Origin of the sequence: Streptomyces sp. BV286, from assembly GCF_019090165.1 — a bacterium.
GTDB lineage: Bacteria > Actinomycetota > Actinomycetes > Streptomycetales > Streptomycetaceae > Streptomyces.
In genome coordinates, this window is the sequence record NZ_JAHRIB010000178.1 from 1 (window position 1) to 17,954 (window position 17,954).

15 protein-coding genes are annotated in these 17,954 nt (G+C 71.9%); 4 read left to right on the forward strand and 11 right to left on the reverse strand.

The annotated features are described in order from the left end of the window. Window positions 1-624: 624 nt before the first annotated feature. Window positions 625-1,623 carry a tryptophan--tRNA ligase gene (gene trpS, locus KUF83_RS33880; protein WP_217458863.1) on the forward strand — a complete coding sequence of 333 codons (999 nt, stop codon included), beginning with the start codon at window positions 625-627 and terminating at the stop codon, window positions 1,621-1,623. Window positions 1,624-1,677: 54 nt separating this feature from the next. Here trpS and proC read toward each other — a convergent pair whose 3' ends face one another. The 6 genes from proC to KUF83_RS33910 all read right to left on the reverse strand — a co-directional run bounded on the left by proC (window position 1,678) and on the right by KUF83_RS33910 (window position 6,050). Then, a complete protein-coding gene (gene proC, locus KUF83_RS33885; protein WP_217458864.1) occupies window positions 1,678-2,487 on the reverse strand; it encodes a pyrroline-5-carboxylate reductase in 810 nt (269 codons plus the stop codon). 129 nt (window positions 2,488-2,616) lie between these two features. Beyond that, the gene (locus tag KUF83_RS33890) at window positions 2,617-3,411 is read right to left on the reverse strand and encodes an ABC transporter permease (RefSeq protein ID WP_217458865.1); all 795 of its coding nucleotides are present in this window, start codon (window positions 3,409-3,411) and stop codon (window positions 2,617-2,619) included. After that, entirely contained in the window at window positions 3,408-4,304 is an 897-nt protein-coding gene (locus KUF83_RS33895) for an ABC transporter ATP-binding protein (protein WP_217458866.1), read from the reverse strand. Before KUF83_RS33895 ends, KUF83_RS33890 begins: the two co-directional genes overlap by 4 nt. A 359-nt stretch (window positions 4,305-4,663) precedes the next feature. Next, a complete protein-coding gene (locus KUF83_RS33900) occupies window positions 4,664-5,146 on the reverse strand; it encodes an EamA/RhaT family transporter (RefSeq protein ID WP_217458867.1) in 483 nt (160 codons plus the stop codon). Between the two features lie 144 nt (window positions 5,147-5,290). Beyond that, window positions 5,291-5,581 carry an SH3 domain-containing protein gene (locus tag KUF83_RS33905; RefSeq protein WP_254644777.1) on the reverse strand — a complete coding sequence of 97 codons (291 nt, stop codon included), beginning with the start codon at window positions 5,579-5,581 and terminating at the stop codon, window positions 5,291-5,293. A gap of 115 nt (window positions 5,582-5,696) precedes the next feature. Further along, entirely contained in the window at window positions 5,697-6,050 is a 354-nt protein-coding gene (locus KUF83_RS33910) for a peptidase (RefSeq protein WP_217458868.1), read from the reverse strand. A 150-nt stretch (window positions 6,051-6,200) separates the two neighbouring features. Here KUF83_RS33910 and KUF83_RS33915 point away from each other — a divergent pair, with 150 nt between their 5' ends. After that, complete coding sequence (locus KUF83_RS33915; RefSeq protein ID WP_217458869.1) at window positions 6,201-8,390, forward strand: serine/threonine-protein kinase; 2,190 nt, start codon at window positions 6,201-6,203, stop codon at window positions 8,388-8,390. A gap of 141 nt (window positions 8,391-8,531) precedes the next feature. Here the strand turns inward: KUF83_RS33915 and ilvD are convergent, their stop codons facing one another. The 4 genes from ilvD to KUF83_RS33935 all read right to left on the reverse strand — a co-directional run bounded on the left by ilvD (window position 8,532) and on the right by KUF83_RS33935 (window position 13,256). Next, window positions 8,532-10,385 (reverse strand): dihydroxy-acid dehydratase, encoded by a 1,854-nt coding sequence (ilvD, locus tag KUF83_RS33920; protein WP_217458870.1) that lies wholly within the window; start codon window positions 10,383-10,385, stop codon window positions 8,532-8,534. Window positions 10,386-10,555: 170 nt separating this feature from the next. Then, on the reverse strand, window positions 10,556-11,170 hold the full coding sequence (locus KUF83_RS33925) for a TetR family transcriptional regulator (RefSeq protein WP_217458871.1): 615 nt from the start codon (window positions 11,168-11,170) through the stop codon (window positions 10,556-10,558). Continuing rightward, a complete protein-coding gene (locus KUF83_RS33930) occupies window positions 11,167-11,994 on the reverse strand; it encodes a sugar phosphate isomerase/epimerase (protein ID WP_217458872.1) in 828 nt (275 codons plus the stop codon). The genes KUF83_RS33925 and KUF83_RS33930 overlap by 4 nt, the downstream gene beginning before the upstream one ends. A gap of 329 nt (window positions 11,995-12,323) precedes the next feature. Continuing rightward, entirely contained in the window at window positions 12,324-13,256 is a 933-nt protein-coding gene (locus tag KUF83_RS33935) for a Ppx/GppA phosphatase family protein (RefSeq protein WP_217458873.1), read from the reverse strand. Window positions 13,257-13,327: 71 nt separating this feature from the next. Between KUF83_RS33935 and KUF83_RS33940 the strand changes: the two genes are divergently transcribed. Beyond that, the gene (locus KUF83_RS33940) at window positions 13,328-14,227 is read left to right on the forward strand and encodes a hypothetical protein (protein ID WP_217458874.1); all 900 of its coding nucleotides are present in this window, start codon (window positions 13,328-13,330) and stop codon (window positions 14,225-14,227) included. Window positions 14,228-14,325: 98 nt separating this feature from the next. Here the strand turns inward: KUF83_RS33940 and KUF83_RS33945 are convergent, their stop codons facing one another. Next, on the reverse strand, window positions 14,326-16,260 hold the full coding sequence (locus tag KUF83_RS33945; RefSeq protein WP_254644764.1) for a hypothetical protein: 1,935 nt from the start codon (window positions 16,258-16,260) through the stop codon (window positions 14,326-14,328). A gap of 222 nt (window positions 16,261-16,482) precedes the next feature. Here KUF83_RS33945 and radA point away from each other — a divergent pair, with 222 nt between their 5' ends. Continuing rightward, on the forward strand, window positions 16,483-17,892 hold the full coding sequence (gene radA / locus KUF83_RS33950; RefSeq protein WP_217458876.1) for a DNA repair protein RadA: 1,410 nt from the start codon (window positions 16,483-16,485) through the stop codon (window positions 17,890-17,892). The last annotated feature ends 62 nt before the right edge of the window (window positions 17,893-17,954 follow it).

Here is a 17,954-nt window from a genome sequence, read left to right on the forward strand (position 1 = left end):
GTACTCACCCTCTCGGGCTTTCCTCCGGGCGCTTCCCTTCGGTCTTGCGTTTCCGACTCTATCAGACCGTTTCCCGATCCGATTTCCTCGGCGCTTTCCAGGTTTCCGCTTTCGCGTTTCCCTTTCCGGCGATTCCGACTCTATCAGATCCTTTCGGGCCCGATTCCCAGTCGAAGTGGGTTGTCTTCGCGGCTGTTGGGCCGTTCCGACGAGTGAGACTTTAGCGGAATCCTGGCCCCCGAGCTAATCGGGGTTGCGTCCTTTCGAACGCGGATTCCTCATTTCGCAAACGCGCATGAAAACGAGCCGACGACGGGTCGTCGATCGCTGTGTGTTTGTTGCGGAATGGCTGTCCGGGGACCAACCGAAGTCGGCGCTCACGTCGAACAACTCGGAGAACACTACGTAGGGGCCTGAGGTGTGTCAACTTGAGGCCAGGGGCCACCCTGGAGGCGTACCCTCGGCGTCATGACTACGCACGCGTGCACCCAGTTGTGGTGGGCCGCCTGACGGCGGCCGTACATACGCGTGTACTCAACGGCCGCCGCCTCGGCGGCCGTTCTCGTATCTCCTTCCTGGAGCGTCGGCCGGCGGTGGTGGCGGCCTCGACCAGGAGGTAGAGGAATGAAGCGGGTCTTCAGCGGGGTCAAGCCGACCGGGCACCTGACACTGGGCAACTACCTGGGGGCGATGCGGCGCTGGAGCGCGGTCGACCAGCACGAGGCCGACGCACTGTTCTGTGTCGTCGACCTGCACGCGCTGACCGTGGACCACGATCCCGGGCGGGTCCGCAGGCTCAGTCGGCAGGCGGCCACCCTGTTGCTGGCCGTGGGCCTCGATCCGAAGCTGTGCACGCTCTTCGTACAGAGTCACGTGGATGAGCACGCGCGGCTGTCGTACCTGCTGGAGTGCGTGGCCACCGACGGCGAGATGCGGCGGATGATCCAGTACAAGGAGAAGGCGGCGGCCGAGCGCGCGCGGGGCGGGAGTGTGCGGCTGTCGCTGCTGACGTATCCCGTGCTGATGGCGGCGGACATCCTGGCGTACGGGACCGACGAGGTGCCGGTGGGGGACGACCAGGCGCAGCACGTGGAGCTGGCGCGGGACCTGGCGGTGCGGTTCAACCAGCGGTACGGGCACACGTTCGTGGTGCCGCGGGCCACGCATCCGGAGGTGGCGACGCGGGTCATGAACCTGCAGGAGCCGACGTCGAAGATGGGGAAGTCCGACGACGTGGGGCCCGGGATCGTCTATCTGCTCGACGAGCCCGAGGTCGTCCGGAAGAAGATCATGAGGGCCGTGACGGACAGCGGGCGGGAGGTCGCCTACGACCGGGAGGCCCGGCCCGGGGTCTCGAACCTGCTGGAGATCCTCGCGGCCTGTGCGGAGGGGAACCCGAACGACCTGGCCGGTGTATATGAATCGTACGGATCTTTGAAGAAGGACACCGCCGAGGCCGTGGTGGAGCTCCTCGGGCCCGTACAGCAGAGGCACAAGGAGTTGTGCGCGGATCCTGCGTACGTGGAGGGGGTGTTGCGGAAGGGTGCCGAGAAGGCCAGGGAGATGGCGAGGCCGACGGTGGACTCGGCGTACCGGGCGATCGGGCTGCTGCCTGCGGAGTGAGGAGCGGTGGGGTGACGAGCGGTGGGGCCGGGTGCGGGCCCGGCCCCGGGGCTGTCAGCCGTTGCCGGAGGCCAGTGCGCGACTGCGGTCGCGGGCTGCCTCCAGGGCGGCGATGAGGGCGGCCCGTACACCGTGGTTCTCGAGTTCGCGGATGGCGTTGATCGTGGTGCCCGCGGGGGACGTGACGTTCTCGCGGAGCTTCACGGGGTGCTCGCCGCTGTCGCGGAGCATCACGGCGGCGCCGATCGCGGACTGGACGATGAGGTCGTGGGCCTTGTCGCGGGGCAGACCGAGCAGGATGCCGGCGTCGGTCATGGCCTCGACCAGATAGAAGAAGTACGCCGGTCCTGAGCCGGAGAGAGCGGTGCAGGCGTCCTGCTGGGACTCGGGGACGCGGAGTGTCTTGCCGACGGCGCCGAAGATCTCCTCGGCGTGGGTGAGGTGCTCGGCGGTGGCGTGGCTGCCGGCGGAGATGACGGACATGGCCTCGTCGACGAGGGCCGGGGTGTTCGTCATGACACGGACGACGGGGGTGTTCTGGGCGAGGCGCTCCTCGAAGAAGGAGGTGGGGATGCCCGCGGCGCCGCTGATGACCAGGCGGTCCGCGGGGACGTGCGGGGCCAGTTCGTCGAGGAGGGTGCCCATGTCCTGCGGCTTGACCGTGAGGATCAGGGTGTCCGCGCTCTTGGCGGCCTCCTGGTTGGTCACCGGGGTGACGCCGTGGCGCTCCTGGAGTTCCTTGGCGCGCTCGGGGCGGCGGGCGGTGACCAGGAGGTCGGCGGGGGCCCAGCCGGCTCGGATCATTCCGCTGAGCAGGGCCTCGCCGATCTTGCCGGTGCCGAGCACTGCGACTTTCTGGGTCATGTTCGGTTGCCCTCCGGGGGTGCGTCGTCCGGGGCCCATCCTCGCACCGGGGCACGGGGGCGGGTCGCGTTGTCCGCTGGGCGGGACACGGTCGTGCCCTTCGGGCGGGCGGGCTGAGGGGCGGCGCGGCTATGCGGTGCGGCGGCGGAGGGTTGCCGCGCCGAGTGTCAGGACGAGAAGGGCGCAGGCCGCGACGATCAGGGCGTCGCGGACGAAGGCGGCGGTGACGTCGGTGTGGATGAGGACTTCGTTCATGCCGTCGACGGCGTACGACATGGGGAGGACGTTGGAGATGGCTTCGAGTACGGGGTGCATGTCGGAGCGCGGGGTGAACAGGCCGCAGAGGAGGAGCTGGGGAAAGATCACGGCCGGCATGAACTGGACGGCCTGGAACTCCGAGGAGGCGAACGCCGAGACGAAGAGGCCCAGGGCGGTGCCGAGCAGGGCGTCGAGCAGCGCGACCAGGAGGAGCAGCCAGGCCGAGCCGGTGACGTCGAGACCGAGGGCCCAGACGGCCAGACCCGTGGCCAGGACGGACTGGACGATGGCGATGGCCCCGAAGGCGAGGGCGTAGCCGGCGATGAGGTCGGCCTTGCCGAGGGGCATGGCGAGGAGGCGTTCCAGAGTGCCGGAGGTGCGTTCGCGGAGGGTGGCGATGGAGGTCACCAGGAACATCGTGATGAGGGGGAAGATGCCGAGGAGCGAGGCGCCGATGGAGTCGAAGGTGCGCGGGCTGCCGTCGAAGACGTAGCGGAGCAGCAGAAGCATCAGGCACGGGATGAGGATCATCAGCGCGATCGTGCGCGGGTCGTGGCGGAGCTGGCGCAGGACGCGGGTCGCGGTGGCGGTGGTGCGGGCGAGGTTGATGGCGCTCGGCCCGGGGGGTGCGGCCGGGTTCGCGCGTGGCGCGGTGCTCGTGCTCATCGGACGGGCTCCTTGTGGTGCTTGTCGTGGTGCTTGTCGTGGTGCTTGTCGTGGTGCTGGTCGCGGGGCTCGTCGCCGGCCGCGATGGCTTCGTCGACCAGGTGGAGGAAGGCGGCCTCGACGGTGTCGGCGCCGGTCCGGGTGCGCAGGGCGTCCGGTGTGTCCTCGGCGAGGATTCCGCCCTCGCGCATCAGGAGCAGGCGATGGCAGCGCTCGGCCTCGTCCATGACGTGGGAGGAGACGAGGAGGGTGGCGCCCCGCTCGGCGGCGATGGTGTGGAAGAGCTGCCACAGATCGCGGCGCAGTACGGGGTCGAGGCCGACCGTGGGTTCGTCGAGGACGAGGAGTTCGGGGGTGCCGAGGAGGGCCACGGCGAGTGAGACGCGGCTGCGCTGGCCGCCGGAGAGGTTGCCCGCGAGGGCGTCGGCGTGGGAGGCGAGGTCCACGTCGGCGATGGCGTGGGTGACGTTCTCGTGGCGGCGGGTGGCGGCGGCGCGGCCGGGGTCGAGGATCGCGGCGAAGTAGTCCAGGTTCTGGCGGACGGTCAGGTCGTCGTAGACGGAGGGGGCTTGGGTGACGTAGCCGATGCGGGAGCGGAGCGTGGCGTGGCCGGCGGGGAGGCCGAGGACCTCCAAGGTGCCGGTGACCTGGGCCTGGGTGCCGACGATCGACCTCATCAGGGTGGATTTGCCGCACCCCGAGGGGCCGAGCAGGCCGGTGATCCGGCCGCGAGGGACGTCGAAGTCGAGTCCGCGGAGGACTTGGCGGGTTCCCCGGACGACTGTGAGGGCCTCGGCGTGGACCGCGGAGGGGACGGCTGTGTGGCCCGGAGCCGGTGTGTGGTCCGGGGTCTGTGGCGTGGGGTCGGGTGGGCCCGGCGCTTTATTCATCATGTGATGAATATTGCTCCCGGGGGCAGGGGTCGTCAAGCCCGGGCGGGGCATCGCATGGCGGGGTGTCGCGTCGGCGGGGGGCGTTGCCGCGGGGCGGGGCGGCGAGGGCGTGGCCGCGTACCGCGTCGGCAGGGGGGCGTGGCGAAGTGCCGCGTCGGCGGGGGCCGTGGCGGTGGACGGCGGAGCGGCTGGGAGAGGAGGGGCGCAGGCCTGGAACGGAACGGAACGGAACGGAACGGGGCAGGGCAGCAGGGTGAGGGGCGGTGGACGGCCGGGGCCGAGACCGCCGGGTGAAGGGCTTCGAGCTCAGGGACAGTGGGACTGCCTCGGCTGCCTCGGCTGCCCGATGGGCCGTCCGGTCAGGCGCGTCGTCCGCGTGACGGTTTGCCCTTGCGGCGGGACGCGCGGCGGTCGTACTGGGCGCGGGCCGTCTCGTACTCGGTGCGGTGGAGGCGCTCGCCCGGCGCTTCCGTCAGCGAGCGGAAGAAGTAGGCGGTGAGAGTGCCGACGAAACCGATGGTCAGCAGGCCTCGAAGGGCGGACTGGGTGTCCGGGGCCGGGCGGGCCGAGTAGCCCGACCAGGTGTTGCGGAACGCGACCGCGCTGCAGACGGCGAACATCGTCACGACGAGGAGGGTGACGAAGCCGCCCACGGCCGCGATCTCCAGGCCCTCGTAGGCGAAGCGGAGGACCAGGCAGCCGACCACGATCGCGGCGAGCGAGCCCGCGGTGACCGCCGCGCGGCGGGCGCGGTAGCCGCCGTCGTGGTTCACCCACGTCGTTCCGAAGAAGCGGATCGGCTCGGGGCGGGGGCCTGCGGAGGTACCTGGTTCGTCGCTCACGGTTCGATTATGGCCTCGGTCGGCCGGGCGACGGCATTCGCGTGCGGACCGGAGCGGTGGCGGGGCGAGCGGGAGCCCCGGCCCGCCGGCCCGTGGCCTGCCGGTGGGCGGGTCGGTAGTCGGCGGACCGGGGCTCGCGGCGGTTCAGCCGCAGCGCCCCGCCACGTAGCCGTCGCTGCCCGTCTGCACGTAGGCGTCCGAGATGTACTGGCCGTTGTCGATGTTGTCCCAGATCTTCGTCGTGCCGTACGGACCGGTGATCGTCTCGCCCGGGGTCTGGCAGTAGATCGGGACCTTGGCGCCGACCGGGAGCGTGCGGATGATGGAGTAGCTGGTGCTCGGTCCGCTGCGGACGTTCACGGAGTAGCCGGGGGCGACCGAGTAGTACCTCTGGTTCACGGCGGCGCTCGCCGCCGGGGCCGAGGCCATGACCATGAGGGTCGCCCCGATGGCCGCACCCGCGACCAGCGCGGCTCTGCCCTTGCCGAACCTCGCGGACCTGCTGAGCTTCACTTCTGTTTCCTCCCGGGTCTCATGGCCCCTGCTTCGTTCAGGCGCAGCGCGGTGCCACGTAACCGTCGCTGCCCGTCTTCACGTACGCGTCCGAGACGTACTGGCCGTTGGCGATGTTGTCCCAGACGTTCGTCGTGCCGTACGTGCCGGTCACCCACTCGCCGGGCTTCTGGCAGTTGATCGGCACGCGGGCGCCGAGCGGCAGCACCTTGACGAGCTGGTACTGCGTGCCGGGGCCGCTGCGGACCTTCAGGCGGACGCCCGGAGCCACCGGGTAGCGGACCGCCGTCGCCTCCGCGCTCTCCGCGGCGGCCAGTGTGCCGACCGCCGTCCCCTCAGCCGTGTCCTCGACCGTTCCTTCGACCGTGGTCGTGCCTTCCTCAACAGCCATGGCTGCCTCCCCCGTTGATGTTTTCCCCGTCGGTGCGTTCGTGGTTCTCACACGCGACCCGCGCAGGCTAGCAAGCCCCTCCGACATCGCACGCACCATCGACTAGGCTCCGTGCGTCGCGCTCGGCGGACACAGACACGGGGGTGGGCCATGGCCCCGCTGCGCAGCTTCGGACCCGGACAGGAAGCGGAACACCCGGACTACGCCGGGCAGTACCGCCTTGAGTCGTGCCTGGGTGCGGGCGGCATGGGTGTGGTGCATCTCGCGACGTCCGCTTCCGGACTGCGTCTCGCGGTCAAGGTCGTCCACGCCGCGTACGCGGCCGACCCCGAGTTCAGGGCACGCTTCCAGCAGGAGGTGAGCGCCGCCCGGCGGGTGAGCGGAGCCTTCACCGCGCCCGTGGTGGACGCCGACCCGAACGCCGAACTGCCGTGGATGGCAACGTTGTTCATACCGGGCCCGACCCTCGCCGAGCAGGTGAAGCGGAACGGCGCGATGGAGCCGGGCGAGGTGCGCAGGCTCGGTGCCGGTCTGGCCGAGGCGCTGCGCGACATCCATCGCGCCGGAGTGGTCCACCGTGATCTCAAGCCGAGCAACGTCCTTCTCGCGCCCGACGGGCCGAAGGTCATCGACTTCGGCATCTCGCGGCCGACGGACAGTGATGTGCGCACGGAGACGGGCAAGTTGATCGGTTCGCCTCCGTTCATGGCGCCCGAACAGTTCCAGCGGCCGAGGGAGGTCGGGCCGGCCGCCGACGTGTTCGCGATGGGCGCGGTGCTCGCCCACGCGGCGACGGGCCGCGGGCCCTTCGACTCCAACAGCCCGTACATCGTCGCGTATCAGGTGGTGCACAACGAACCGGACCTGGCGGGTGTCCCGGACGACCTGGTACCGCTGATCCTGCGCTGCCTCGCGAAGGAACCGGCCGAACGGCCCCTGCCCGCCGAGGTGATGGACGCACTGCGGCAGCCGGTGCCCGCGCCCGCACCCCGTATTCCGCTCCAGCGGCGGCCTCCCGAGGAGACACACATCGCCGCGGGCCCGCGGCCGGTGACGGCCGCTCCCGCCCGTACCCGCCGCCGCCCCGGACGGGCCGCGGTGGCCGGCGCGGCACTCGTGCTGGCCGTCGGCGGAGGGCTCGGTGTACGGGAGTTGGTCTCGTCCGAGGCACCTCCGGCCGGCTCCGCCCAGGCGAGTCCGGAGACCTTTCGGCCGTGGAGTACGGCTCTCACCGGCACCGGCACCGGCACCGGGACGGCCGGGGCACAGGTCACGCCTCCGGTCTGCACCTCGGGTGAGGGCGCCCTCTTCTGCTCGGCTCCCGGGGTTCCGGCGGCGCGGCTCGATCCCGTGGACGGCCGGATCATGTGGTCGTACAAGGGCGGGGACGCGGAAACGGGTGCGGGCGACAGCGGTAGCAGCAGCGGCAGTGGTGGCCGTGGCGACGGCGACGGTTCAGTGGACGCGAAAGCACTGCCCGAGCTGTCGGGCGGTCTGTTGCACATCACGAGCGGCGACCGGCTCAGCGCGGTCGATCCACGGTCGGGCAAGCAGCGTTGGGGCGTGGACATCTCCGCGTACGCGGCCGTCGTGCACGGTGTGGACACCACGCTCCTCGTCGGTGAGCGTGGCGCGGTGCGGGCACTCGACAGCGGGACGGGCAAGGAGCGCTGGAGCGCGCCGATCGGCGGACTCGGCACCCAGTGGATCGGCGGCTCGGCCGGGGCGGGCGTCCTCTACGCGGTGACGCCCTCCGACGACGGGACCACCACGCAGGTGAGCGCGGTGTCCGCGGAGCGGGGCACGGTGCTGTGGACGGGGTCGGCGGCCGGGAACCTGAGCCCGTTCTCCGCGCCCGACGGCGCCCTGTACCTCCTGTCGACGAACGCGGACCAGATGGTCGACGCGATCGTCCGGTTCGACAGTGGGAAGCGAAGCGCCCGCCGGGTGCCCCTGCCGACCCCGCTCGACCGGGCCTCCGCCGCGCAGAGCGGTGGAATCGCGTACCTCAGCGACGTGGGCGGCTCACTCGTGGCCGTCGACACGCGTCCGTCCGGGAAGGGCTCCGAGCTGTGGCGCCTGGAGACCTCGGTGAGCCGTCCGTCGCGGCCCGTGGTGGCGGGCGGCCGGGTGTACGTCACCGGTCCGGACGGCCGTCTTCTCGCCACGGACGCCGACAGCGGCGAACCCCTGGGGCAGACCCGGCCCCGGCTGGGCGGTGACACGGCGCGGGTCGTGGCGGAACTGCCCCTGCCGGTGGTCATGGACGGGGCGGTCTTCGGCAGCGCGCCCGACGGCAGTGTCTTCGCGGTGGACGCGGGCAGCCCTGCCGCCTGGTGAACCGGTGCACCGGCCGACCGGCCCGGCCGGGCCTGGTGAAGCGGTGCACCGGCCGCCCGGGCCGGCCGGTGACCCCCGGGAACGGCGAACCCGCCCGGTGGTGAGGACCGGGCGGGTCCACGTGCGGGTGGCGCTGCCGGGCTAGCCGAGCTTCGAGACGTCGCGGACCGCGCCCCTGTCCGCGCTGGTCGCCATCGCCGCGTACGCGCGCAGGGCGGCCGAGACCTTGCGCTCGCGGGCGACCGGTGCGTACACACCGGCGAGGGCCTCGCGGCGCGTGGCCAGTTCCTCGTCGGAGACCAGGAGCTCGATGCTGCGGCCCGGGATGTCGATGCGGATGCGGTCGCCGTCGCGGACCAGGGCGATCGTGCCACCGGCGGCGGCCTCGGGCGAGGCATGGCCGATGGAGAGGCCCGAGGTGCCGCCGGAGAAGCGGCCGTCGGTGATCAGGGCGCAGGTCTTGCCCAGGCCGCGGCCCTTCAGGTACGAGGTCGGGTAGAGCATCTCCTGCATACCGGGGCCGCCCTTGGGGCCCTCGTAGCGGATGACGACGACATCGCCCTCCGTGATCTCCTTCATGAGGATCTTCTGCACGGCCTCCTCCTGCGACTCGCAGACGACCGCCGGGCCCTCGAAGGTCCAGATCGACTCGTCCACGCCGGCCGTCTTCACGACACAGCCGTCGACGGCGAGGTTGCCCTTGAGGACGGCGAGGCCGCCGTCCTTCGAGTACGCGTGCTCGGCGCTGCGGATGCAGCCGCCGGCGGCGTCCGTGTCCAGGGCCTCCCAGCGCTCCGACTGGGAGAAGGCCTCCGCGGAGCGCACGCAGCCGGGGGCCGCGTGCCACAGCTCCAGCGCCTCCGGCGACGGGGAGCCGCCGCGCACGTCCCACGTCTTCAGCCAGTCGGCGAGGGACGAGCTGTGGACCGAGTTGACGTCCTCGTTGAGCAGGCCCGCGCGGTGCAGTTCACCGAGGAGGGCGGGGATGCCGCCGGCCCGGTGCACGTCCTCCATGTAGTACGTGCGGTCCTTGGCGACGTTCGGTGCGACCTTCGCCAGGCACGGCACCCGGCGCGAGACCTCGTTGATGTCGTCCAGGTCGAAGGCGACGCCCGCCTCCTGGGCCGCGGCCAGCAGGTGCAGGATCGTGTTGGTCGAGCCGCCCATGGCGATGTCGAGGGCCATGGCGTTCTGGAAGGCCGCGAAGGTGGCGACGTTGCGGGGCAGGACCGTCTCGTCGTCCTGCTCGTAGTAGCGGCGGGTGATGTCCATCACCGTGCGGCCCGCGTTCTCGTACAGCGCGCGGCGGGCCGTGTGCGTGGCCAGGACCGAGCCGTTGCCCGGGAGGGCGAGTCCGATGGCCTCCGCGAGGCAGTTCATGGAGTTGGCCGTGAACATGCCGGAACAGGAACCGCAGGTCGGACAGGCGTTCTCCTCGATACGGAGGATGTCCTCGTCCGAGATCTTGTCGTTCACGGCGTCGGAGATCGCGTCGACCAGGTCGAGCGTACGGACCGTGCCGTCGACCAGGGTGGCCCGGCCGGACTCCATGGGGCCACCGGAGACGAAGACGGTCGGGATGTTCAGCCGCAGGGCGGCGTTCAGCATGCCCGGGGTGATCTTGTCGCAGTTCGAGATGCAGATCAGGGCGTCGGCGCAGTGGGCCTCGACCATGTACTCCACGCTGTCCGCGATCAGGTCGCGGGAGGGCAGGGAGTACAGCATTCCGCCGTGGCCCATCGCGATGCCGTCGTCGACGGCGATCGTGTTGAACTCGCGCGGGATGCCGCCCGCGGCCGTGATGGCCTCGCTCACGATCCGGCCGACGGGCTGGAGGTGGGTGTGGCCGGGCACGAACTCCGTGAAGGAGTTGGCGACCGCGATGATCGGCTTGCGGCCGATGTCCGCGCCCGGTACACCGGAGGCGCGCATAAGGGCGCGTGCGCCCGCCATGTTGCGGCCGTGGGTGACTGTGCGGGACCTCAGCTCGGGCATCGTCGCTCGCTCCTTCGGAGAGTGTTGACTCCCATCGAGCGTACGCCGGTCATCCAGGGGGCGGACACGATGTCCGGAATGCGGGATGGTTGTCTCGGTTTTCAGCCCCGGACCGTGGTGGGCGGCCCGCGCGGTTCCCACAGCTTTGGGAGCTCCCAGGAGGGCCGGGCTCAGGGGTTCGTCAGGTGGCCCTGGATCACGGGGGCCACCCTCGCGATGATCTGTTCCGGGTCCGCCGAGGCGAGGGGCTCGACCTTGATCACGTAACGCAGCATCGCGATGCCGACCAGCTGGGCGGCGGCCAGTTCCGCGCGCAGTTCGGCGTCCGGCACGTCGAGCCGGCCGGCGACGCGGCGCAGCAGCTGGGCCGAGACGAGGCGGCGGAAGACCGAGGCCGCGACCTCGTTGTTCACGGCGGAGCGGATGATCGCGAGCAGCGCACCGCGGGTCGCCGGGTTCTCCCAGACCCCGAAGAAGAAGCGGGCCAGCTGCTCGCCGACACCGTCGAGCGGGCCCTCGGCGATCGCGCCGGGAGCCTTCAGGAGAGGGCCGAACGCGACCTCGATCGACGACTCGAAGACCTGTTCCTTGGTACCGAAGTAGTGGTGCACGAGCGCCGAGTCCACACCCGCCGCCTTGGCGATGCCGCGCACGGACGTCTTCTCGAAGCCCCGCTCCGAGAACTCCTCGCGGGCCGCCGCCAGGATGCGGTCACGGGCCGCGGGGGCGTCCGTGGAGTCCGTACGGGAAGGGCGTCCCCGGCGGCGCGGGGCTGCGGCGGTCATGTACGCGGAACCCGGGCGGCCGCCGAGGCCAGGTGGAGCCGGGTGAAGGCGAGGGCCTCCGCCAGGTCGGCCTCGCGCTCGGCGCCCGACATGGCCCGGCGGGTGTTGACCTCGATGACGACATGGCCGTCGAAGCCGGACAAGGCGAGCCGTTCGAGCAGCTCGGCGCAGGGCTGGGTGCCGCGGCCGGGGACCAGGTGTTCGTCCTTGTTGGAGCCGTTGCCGTCGGCAAGGTGGACGTGGCCGAGGCGGTCGCTCATGCGGTCGACCATCTGGAGCGCGTCGGAGCGGGCGGTCGCGGTGTGGCTCAGGTCGATCGTGAAGTGCCGGTAGTCGTCCTTCGTCACGTCCCAGTCGGGGGCGTACGCGAGCATCTCGCGGTCGCGATAACGCCAGGGGTACATGTTTTCGACGGCGAACCGTACGTCCGTCTCGTTCGCCATGCGCCAGATGCCGCTGACGAAGTCGCGGGAGTACTGGCGCTGCCAGCGGAACGGAGGGTGGACGACGACCGTGCTCGCCCCGAGCTTCTCGGCGGCCGCCTGGGCGCGCTGGAGCTTGGTCCACGGGTCGGTGGACCAGACGCGCTGGGTGATGAGCAGGCAGGGAGCGTGCACGGCGAGGATCGGGACGTGGTGGTAGTCGCTCAGGCGGCGCAGGGCCTCGATGTCCTGGCTGACCGGATCGGTCCACACCATGACCTCGACGCCGTCGTAGCCGAGGCGCGCGGCGATCTCGAAGGCCGTCGCCGTCGACTCCGGATACACGGAGGCCGTGGAGAGCGCGACCTTCGCATCCGGGATGCGCACGACTGGTTCTGCCACGGGGACAGGTTACGGGGTGGCTTCGGTGGCTGTGGCAGGGCGGTGGGGTTTGGCCGGGGAGCACCGGGTCGCCGACGGGGGCGCGGTCCCGGGCGGCAGCGGGCCGGCCGGGGCCTGGCCCGAGAACGCCCCTGGCCGCGCATGTCACGACCCCGCGCCGCCAGGCGGGTGGGGCGGGGGCGTGCGGCGGGTGGGGCGCGGAGTGTGCGCCGGGTGGGTTGTCCGGGGTTGTGCGCCCGGTTGCTCGCGCCCCTGTGGACGCCCCTGCGGCGGGGCGGCCTGGTCCCTACGGCAAAGCCGCCTGATCCCTGCCGCGAAGCCGCCGGTCCTTACGGCGAGGCCATCTGGTCGAGGCTGCGGAGGATCACGCCCTCGCGGAGCGCCCAGGGGCAGATCTCCACGGTCTCCACCCCGAAGAGGTCCATCGCGCCCTCGGCGACGATGGCGCCGGCGAGGAGCTGGCCCGCGCGGCCCTCGGACACCCCGGGGAGTTCCGCGCGTTCGGCGATGGTCATGGAGGCGAGCCGCGGCACCCAGTCCTCCAGGGAGCGGCGCTTGAGCTCACGCTGGACGTACAGGCCGTCGGTCGAGCGCGCGGCGCCGGCGAGGCGGGCGAGCTGCTTGAAGGTCTTGGAGGTGGCGACGACGTGGTCCGGGGCGCCGAAACGGCTGAACTCCCCGACCGTACGGGCGATCTGGGCCCGCACGTGACGGCGCAGGGCCTTGATGTCCGCCGGGTCCGCCGGGTCGCTCTGGAGCCAGCCCGCGGTCAGCCGGCCCGCGCCGAGCGGCAGCGACGCCGCCGCGTCGGGCTCCTCGTCTATGCCGTACGCGATCTCCAGCGAACCGCCGCCGATGTCCAGGCAGAGCAGCTTCCCGGCCGACCAGCCGAACCAGCGGCGGGCGGCGAGGAAGGTGAGCCGGGCCTCCTCGGCGCCGGTGAGGACCTGGAGCTCCACACCGGTCTCGGCGCGCACCCGGGCCAGCACCTCGTCGGCGTTGCTGGCCTCGCGGACCGCGGAGGTCGCGAACGGCAGCAAATCCTCGACACCCTTGTCCTCGGCGGCCTCCATCGCCTCCCGGACGACGGCGATCAGCTTGTCGACCCCTTCGGAATCGATCGCGCCACTCGCGTCGAGGAGTTGGGCGAGCCGCAGCTCCGCCTTGTGCGAATGCGCGGGCAGCGGGCGCGCGCCGGGGTGTGCGTCCACCACCAGCAGATGCACCGTGTTCGAACCCACGTCCAGGACACCGAGTCTCATGGACGGAACGCTACTGCGCCCGGGCCGCCCGGCCGTCCCCAGAGTGGTCACAGGCGACTTACTCTGGACACGTGCCAAAGACGAAAAAGGCGAAGAGCGACAAATCGACCAAGGGTTCCGCCGCGGAGTCCGTGGCGGACTTCGAGCAGGCCCTGGTGTCCGGGTCCAAGAAGCCCGTGAAGTCATCCAAGACCCCGAAGCACCCGAAGCCGCCGAAGGGCGACGAGAAGGGGCTCGACTTCGCGCGCGCGTGGGTGGAGTTCCCGGACCCGGCCGACGCCGAGCAGGTCTTCCGCTGCGACCTGACCTGGCTGACCTCTCGCTGGAACTGCATCTTCGGAAGCGGCTGCCAGGGCATCCAGGCCGGCCGCGCGGACGACGGGTGCTGCACGCTCGGCGCCCACTTCTCGGACGAGGACGACGAAAAGCGCGTCGCCGGGCATGTGGCGAGGCTCACGCCCGAGATCTGGCAGAACCACGCAGTCGGTACGGAGACCGGCTGGGTCTCGAAGGACGAGGACGGTGACCGGCAGACGCGCCCGTACCAGGGGTCCTGCATCTTCCAGAACCGGCCGGGTTTCGCCGGCGGCGCGGGCTGCTCGCTGCACATCCTGGCCGTCAAGGAGGGCCTCGAACCCCTGGAGACCAAGCCGGACGTCTGCTGGCAGCTGCCGGTCCGGCGGACGTACGAGTGGATCGACCGGCCCGACGACACCCGCGTGCTGCAGGTCTCGATCGGCGAGTACGACCGGCGCGGCTGGGGTCCCGGTGGCCACGACCTGCACTGGTGGTGCACGTCGGCGACGTCGGCGCACGGTGCGGGGGACCCGGTGTACGTCTCGTACCGGCCCGAGCTGATCGAGCTGATGGGCAAGGCGGGGTACGACCGTCTGGTCGAGCTGTGCGAGGAGCGGCTGGCCTCGCAGCTGCCGCTGCTCGCCCCGCATCCGGCGGACCCGGCCCGCGGCTGAAGGGCGCCCCGTAGCGGGCGGCCGCCTGTAAGGGGCGCGGGGAACTGCGCGACCAGCCCCCACGGCCCGCGGACGACGACGCCCCGCGCGGGACGCGTTCAGCCCTCCGACGGACTCGGGGCGCCACTGTCACTGGGAGTGCCGCTGTCACTGGGCGGCGGCGTGGAACCTCCGGAGGATTCCGGCGGTGGTTCCGGCTCAGGGTCCGAGGGGCCCGAGTCGCTGGGAGTGGGCTCGGGGGCGGGGCTGGAGGGCGTCGGCTCGCTCGGCGTGGGCTCGGGATCGGGCCCCGGGCCCGGGTCCGTCGGACCGGGGTCGGTCGGCGTCGGCGGGTCCGGGCGGGGCCCGGGGTGTGTCGGGCTCGGGCCCGCGGTGCCGTAACCGTCGATCGTGACCACCGCGCCCGCGGGTGCGATCGACACCCGTGCGCTCCAGAGGCCGATCGGCTCGCGGAGATGATCGACGTACACCTTGATCGTCAGCGACTCCCCTGGTTCCAGCGTTCCCGACGACTGGCTCAGGTAGAGCCAGGACGCTCCGGTGCGCGCGGACCAGTGGACCGGTGCGCCGCCGGTCGCCCTGAGGGTGATGAGAGTCGTGTCGCCGCTGGAGTCGGCCGCCACGGAGAGGCCGTGGTCCTGCTGCCCCGGGGCCACGCTGATGACCTCCACGGAGACATCGGGCGAGCCGCTGCGCGGGGTGAAACGGGCATCGGGCCTGGTACTGGCGTTGCCCGCGTTCTCGTAGCCGGGGGCCCCGTCCCCGAACCCCTCGGAGTCGTGCGCCTCGCTCGCGGTGACAGACCGGCCGTCGGCGCCCTCACCGATGAGGGGCGCGCCGCGGTAGGCCGCCCACAGGGCGAGTACGGGGGCCGCCACGACGGTGGCGACGACCGTGGTCGTGACGGCACGCGCGCGGAGACGGTCCCGGCGGGCCGCGTGGTCCTTGGGGTCCATCGGGAAGCCGCGCCGGTCGAAGCGCGGACCGCCGCCCCGCGCGCGCGGGAGGTGCGTCATCGCCATGTGGAGGGCCGCGCGCGGGGCTTCGAGCACGGGCAGCGCGGCGGGCGTGACGCTGGTGCCGGGCCAGGAGCCCGGGACCGCGCGCTCGGCGGTCCGGCGGCAGCGCGGGCAGTCGTCGACGTGCCGGACCAGTTCACGGCGCAGGGCCGTGCTGAGGACGAGGTGGTGGTCACCTGTGAGGCGCGTGACACCCGGACAGGTACCGGTCTCGACGACGGCGAGGGCCGCGCGTGTGCGCTCGACCTCGCAGGCGGCCGTCGCGAGGAGTTCCCGGGCGGCGGCCGGATCCATGCCGAGGACGGCGGCGACCTCGTGCGCGGCGAGCTGGTGACGGACGGCGAGTTCGAGCGCCTCACGCTGCTCGGGCGTCGTTCCGGCGGCCTCCGGCCAGGCCAGCAGGGCCAGTTCGCGACGGCGGCGGTCCTCCTCCGCGGCGGCGAGGAGGTCGGCAGTGCCGTCCCCGGAACGGTCCGGGGAGCGGTCCGGTGCCGCGGTGGGGGCGCGACGGGCGGCGTGGACGACCTTGGGCTGGCCCTCCGCGCGCGGGGCGGAGGAGCGGCCCGAAGCGTCCGCGCCCGAGGGGCGGCCCGGGGCGTCCGAGCCCGAGGGACGGCCGAGGGCATCCCTGCCCTGAGGGCGGCCCGGGGTGCGTGTGCCGGCCTCCGAGCGGCCCGAGGCGTGGGCGCCATGACGTTTCTGCTTGGCCTCGGCGAGCTTGCGCAGGCAGGACCAACGGGCGAGCGCGTACAGCCAGGCCCGGCGGTCGTCGGACGCCTCCGGGCCGCGCTGGCCGCGCCGCTCGGCCAGGGCTAGGACGTCCCCGAGAGCGGCGGTCGCCGTGTCGTGGTCGCACAGCACCGAGAGGCAGTACGTGAACAGGCCGTCCAGATACGGCTCGTAGCGCGCGGGTGGGCGCTGCGCCAGCGTGCGCGCCGCCGCCCGGTCACGCGCTGCACGGTGCGCCCGGTGTGCGCCGGTGGTGTGCGGGGAGGTCTCCGGACTGCTGCTCATCACCCGTGCGACCGTAGGTGCCTGGCAGGGGCCCCTTCTTCCTGCTTGCGCACATTTAATCCGTACGGGTGAAACGATCCCTCATAAGAGGACAGGAACCCCGAATTCCATGGCGTGTTCCTGACGAGTCGTGGCCGGTTTGTGAAGGGTGCCCGGATATCGGCATCGCGCGCCGAACAGGCCGTCACCGCACTGTCGGTGGTGCCGGTTACGGTTCGTGTCATGGCTGCCCGTACGAAGACCGCGAAGGACCGACCGTCCTACCGCTGCACCGAATGCGGCTGGCAGACGGCCAAATGGCTCGGCCGCTGCCCCGAGTGCCAGGCCTGGGGGACGATCGACGAGTACGGCGCGCCCGCGGTGCGTACGACGGCTCCCGGCCGGGTCACCACGTCCGCGCTCCCCATCGGCCAGGTCGACGGCCGGCAGGCGACCGCCCGCTCGACCGGCGTGCCCGAGCTGGACCGTGTGCTCGGCGGCGGCCTCGTGCCGGGCGCGGTAGTGCTCGTGGCGGGAGAGCCCGGCGTCGGCAAGTCCACGCTGCTGCTGGACGTGGCCGCCAAGGCGGCGAGCGACGAGCACCGCACGCTCTACATCACGGGTGAGGAGTCGGCGAGCCAGGTCCGCCTGCGCGCCGACCGCATCAAGGCGATCGACGACCACCTGTTCCTGGCGGCGGAGACCGATCTGTCGGCGGTCCTCGGCCACTTGGACGCCGTGAAGCCGTCCCTGCTCATCGTCGACTCCGTACAGACGGTGGCCTCCCCGGAGATCGACGGCGCCCCCGGGGGCATGTCCCAGGTCCGCGAGGTGGCCGGAGCCCTGATCCGCGCCTCCAAGGAGCGCGGCATGGCCACCCTCCTCGTCGGTCACGTCACCAAGGACGGGGCCATCGCCGGCCCGCGTCTCCTGGAGCACCTCGTGGACGTGGTCCTGAGCTTCGAGGGCGACCGGCACGCGCGCCTGCGGCTCGTGCGCGGCGTCAAGAACCGTTACGGGACGACGGACGAGGTCGGCTGCTTCGAGCTGCACGACGAGGGCATCACGGGTCTGACCGACCCGAGCGGCCTGTTCCTCACCCGCCGGGCGGAGCCCGTCCCCGGCACCTGTCTGACCGTCACCCTCGAAGGCCGCCGCCCCCTGGTGGCCGAGGTCCAGGCGCTCACCGTGGACACCCAGATCCCCACCCCGCGGCGTACGACGTCCGGCCTGGAGACCTCCCGGGTCCAGATGATGCTCGCCGTCCTCGAACAGCGCGGCCGGATCAGCGCGCTCGGGAAGCGGGACATCTACACGGCGACGGTCGGCGGCGTGAAGCTCTCCGAGCCCGCCGCGGACCTCGCGGTCGCGCTCGCGCTGGCCAGCGCGGCGAGCGACACCCCGCTCCCCAAGAACCTCGTCGCGATCGGTGAAGTGGGGCTCGCGGGCGAGGTCAGACGGGTCACGGGGGTGCAGCGCAGGCTCGCCGAAGCGCACCGTCTGGGCTTCACCCACGCCCTCGTTCCGGGCGACCCGGGCAAGATCCCCGCCGGTATGAAGGTCCTGGAAGTCGCCGACATGGGAGACGCGCTGCGGGTCCTCCCGAGGTCGCGTCGGCGAGACGCCCCACGGGAGGACGAAGAGCGCCGGTAGACTTTGCCCAGGTCTCGCCCGTCCGTACGAACCGAGGGCGCCCCCAGAAGCCTGCGACCGGA

Bases quoted from the DNA above. Each gene is read 5' to 3' on its own strand.
- KUF83_RS33945 (WP_254644764.1), bottom strand. From the start codon at position 16,260: ATGAGCAGCAGTCCGGAGACCTCCCCGCACACCACCGGCGCACACCGG.
- KUF83_RS33910 (WP_217458868.1), bottom strand. From the start codon at position 6,050: ATGGCTGTTGAGGAAGGCACGACCACGGTCGAAGGAACGGTCGAGGAC.
- trpS (WP_217458863.1), top strand. From the start codon at position 625: ATGAAGCGGGTCTTCAGCGGGGTCAAGCCGACCGGGCACCTGACACTG.
- proC (WP_217458864.1), bottom strand. From the start codon at position 2,487: ATGACCCAGAAAGTCGCAGTGCTCGGCACCGGCAAGATCGGCGAGGCC.
- KUF83_RS33890 (WP_217458865.1), bottom strand. From the start codon at position 3,411: ATGAGCACGAGCACCGCGCCACGCGCGAACCCGGCCGCACCCCCCGGG.
- ilvD (WP_217458870.1), bottom strand. From the start codon at position 10,385: ATGCCCGAGCTGAGGTCCCGCACAGTCACCCACGGCCGCAACATGGCG.
- KUF83_RS33915 (WP_217458869.1), top strand. From the start codon at position 6,201: ATGGCCCCGCTGCGCAGCTTCGGACCCGGACAGGAAGCGGAACACCCG.
- KUF83_RS33895 (WP_217458866.1), bottom strand. From the start codon at position 4,304: ATGATGAATAAAGCGCCGGGCCCACCCGACCCCACGCCACAGACCCCG.
- KUF83_RS33935 (WP_217458873.1), bottom strand. From the start codon at position 13,256: ATGAGACTCGGTGTCCTGGACGTGGGTTCGAACACGGTGCATCTGCTG.
- radA (WP_217458876.1), top strand. From the start codon at position 16,483: ATGGCTGCCCGTACGAAGACCGCGAAGGACCGACCGTCCTACCGCTGC.
- KUF83_RS33925 (WP_217458871.1), bottom strand. From the start codon at position 11,170: ATGACCGCCGCAGCCCCGCGCCGCCGGGGACGCCCTTCCCGTACGGAC.
- KUF83_RS33905 (WP_254644777.1), bottom strand. From the start codon at position 5,581: ATGGTCATGGCCTCGGCCCCGGCGGCGAGCGCCGCCGTGAACCAGAGG.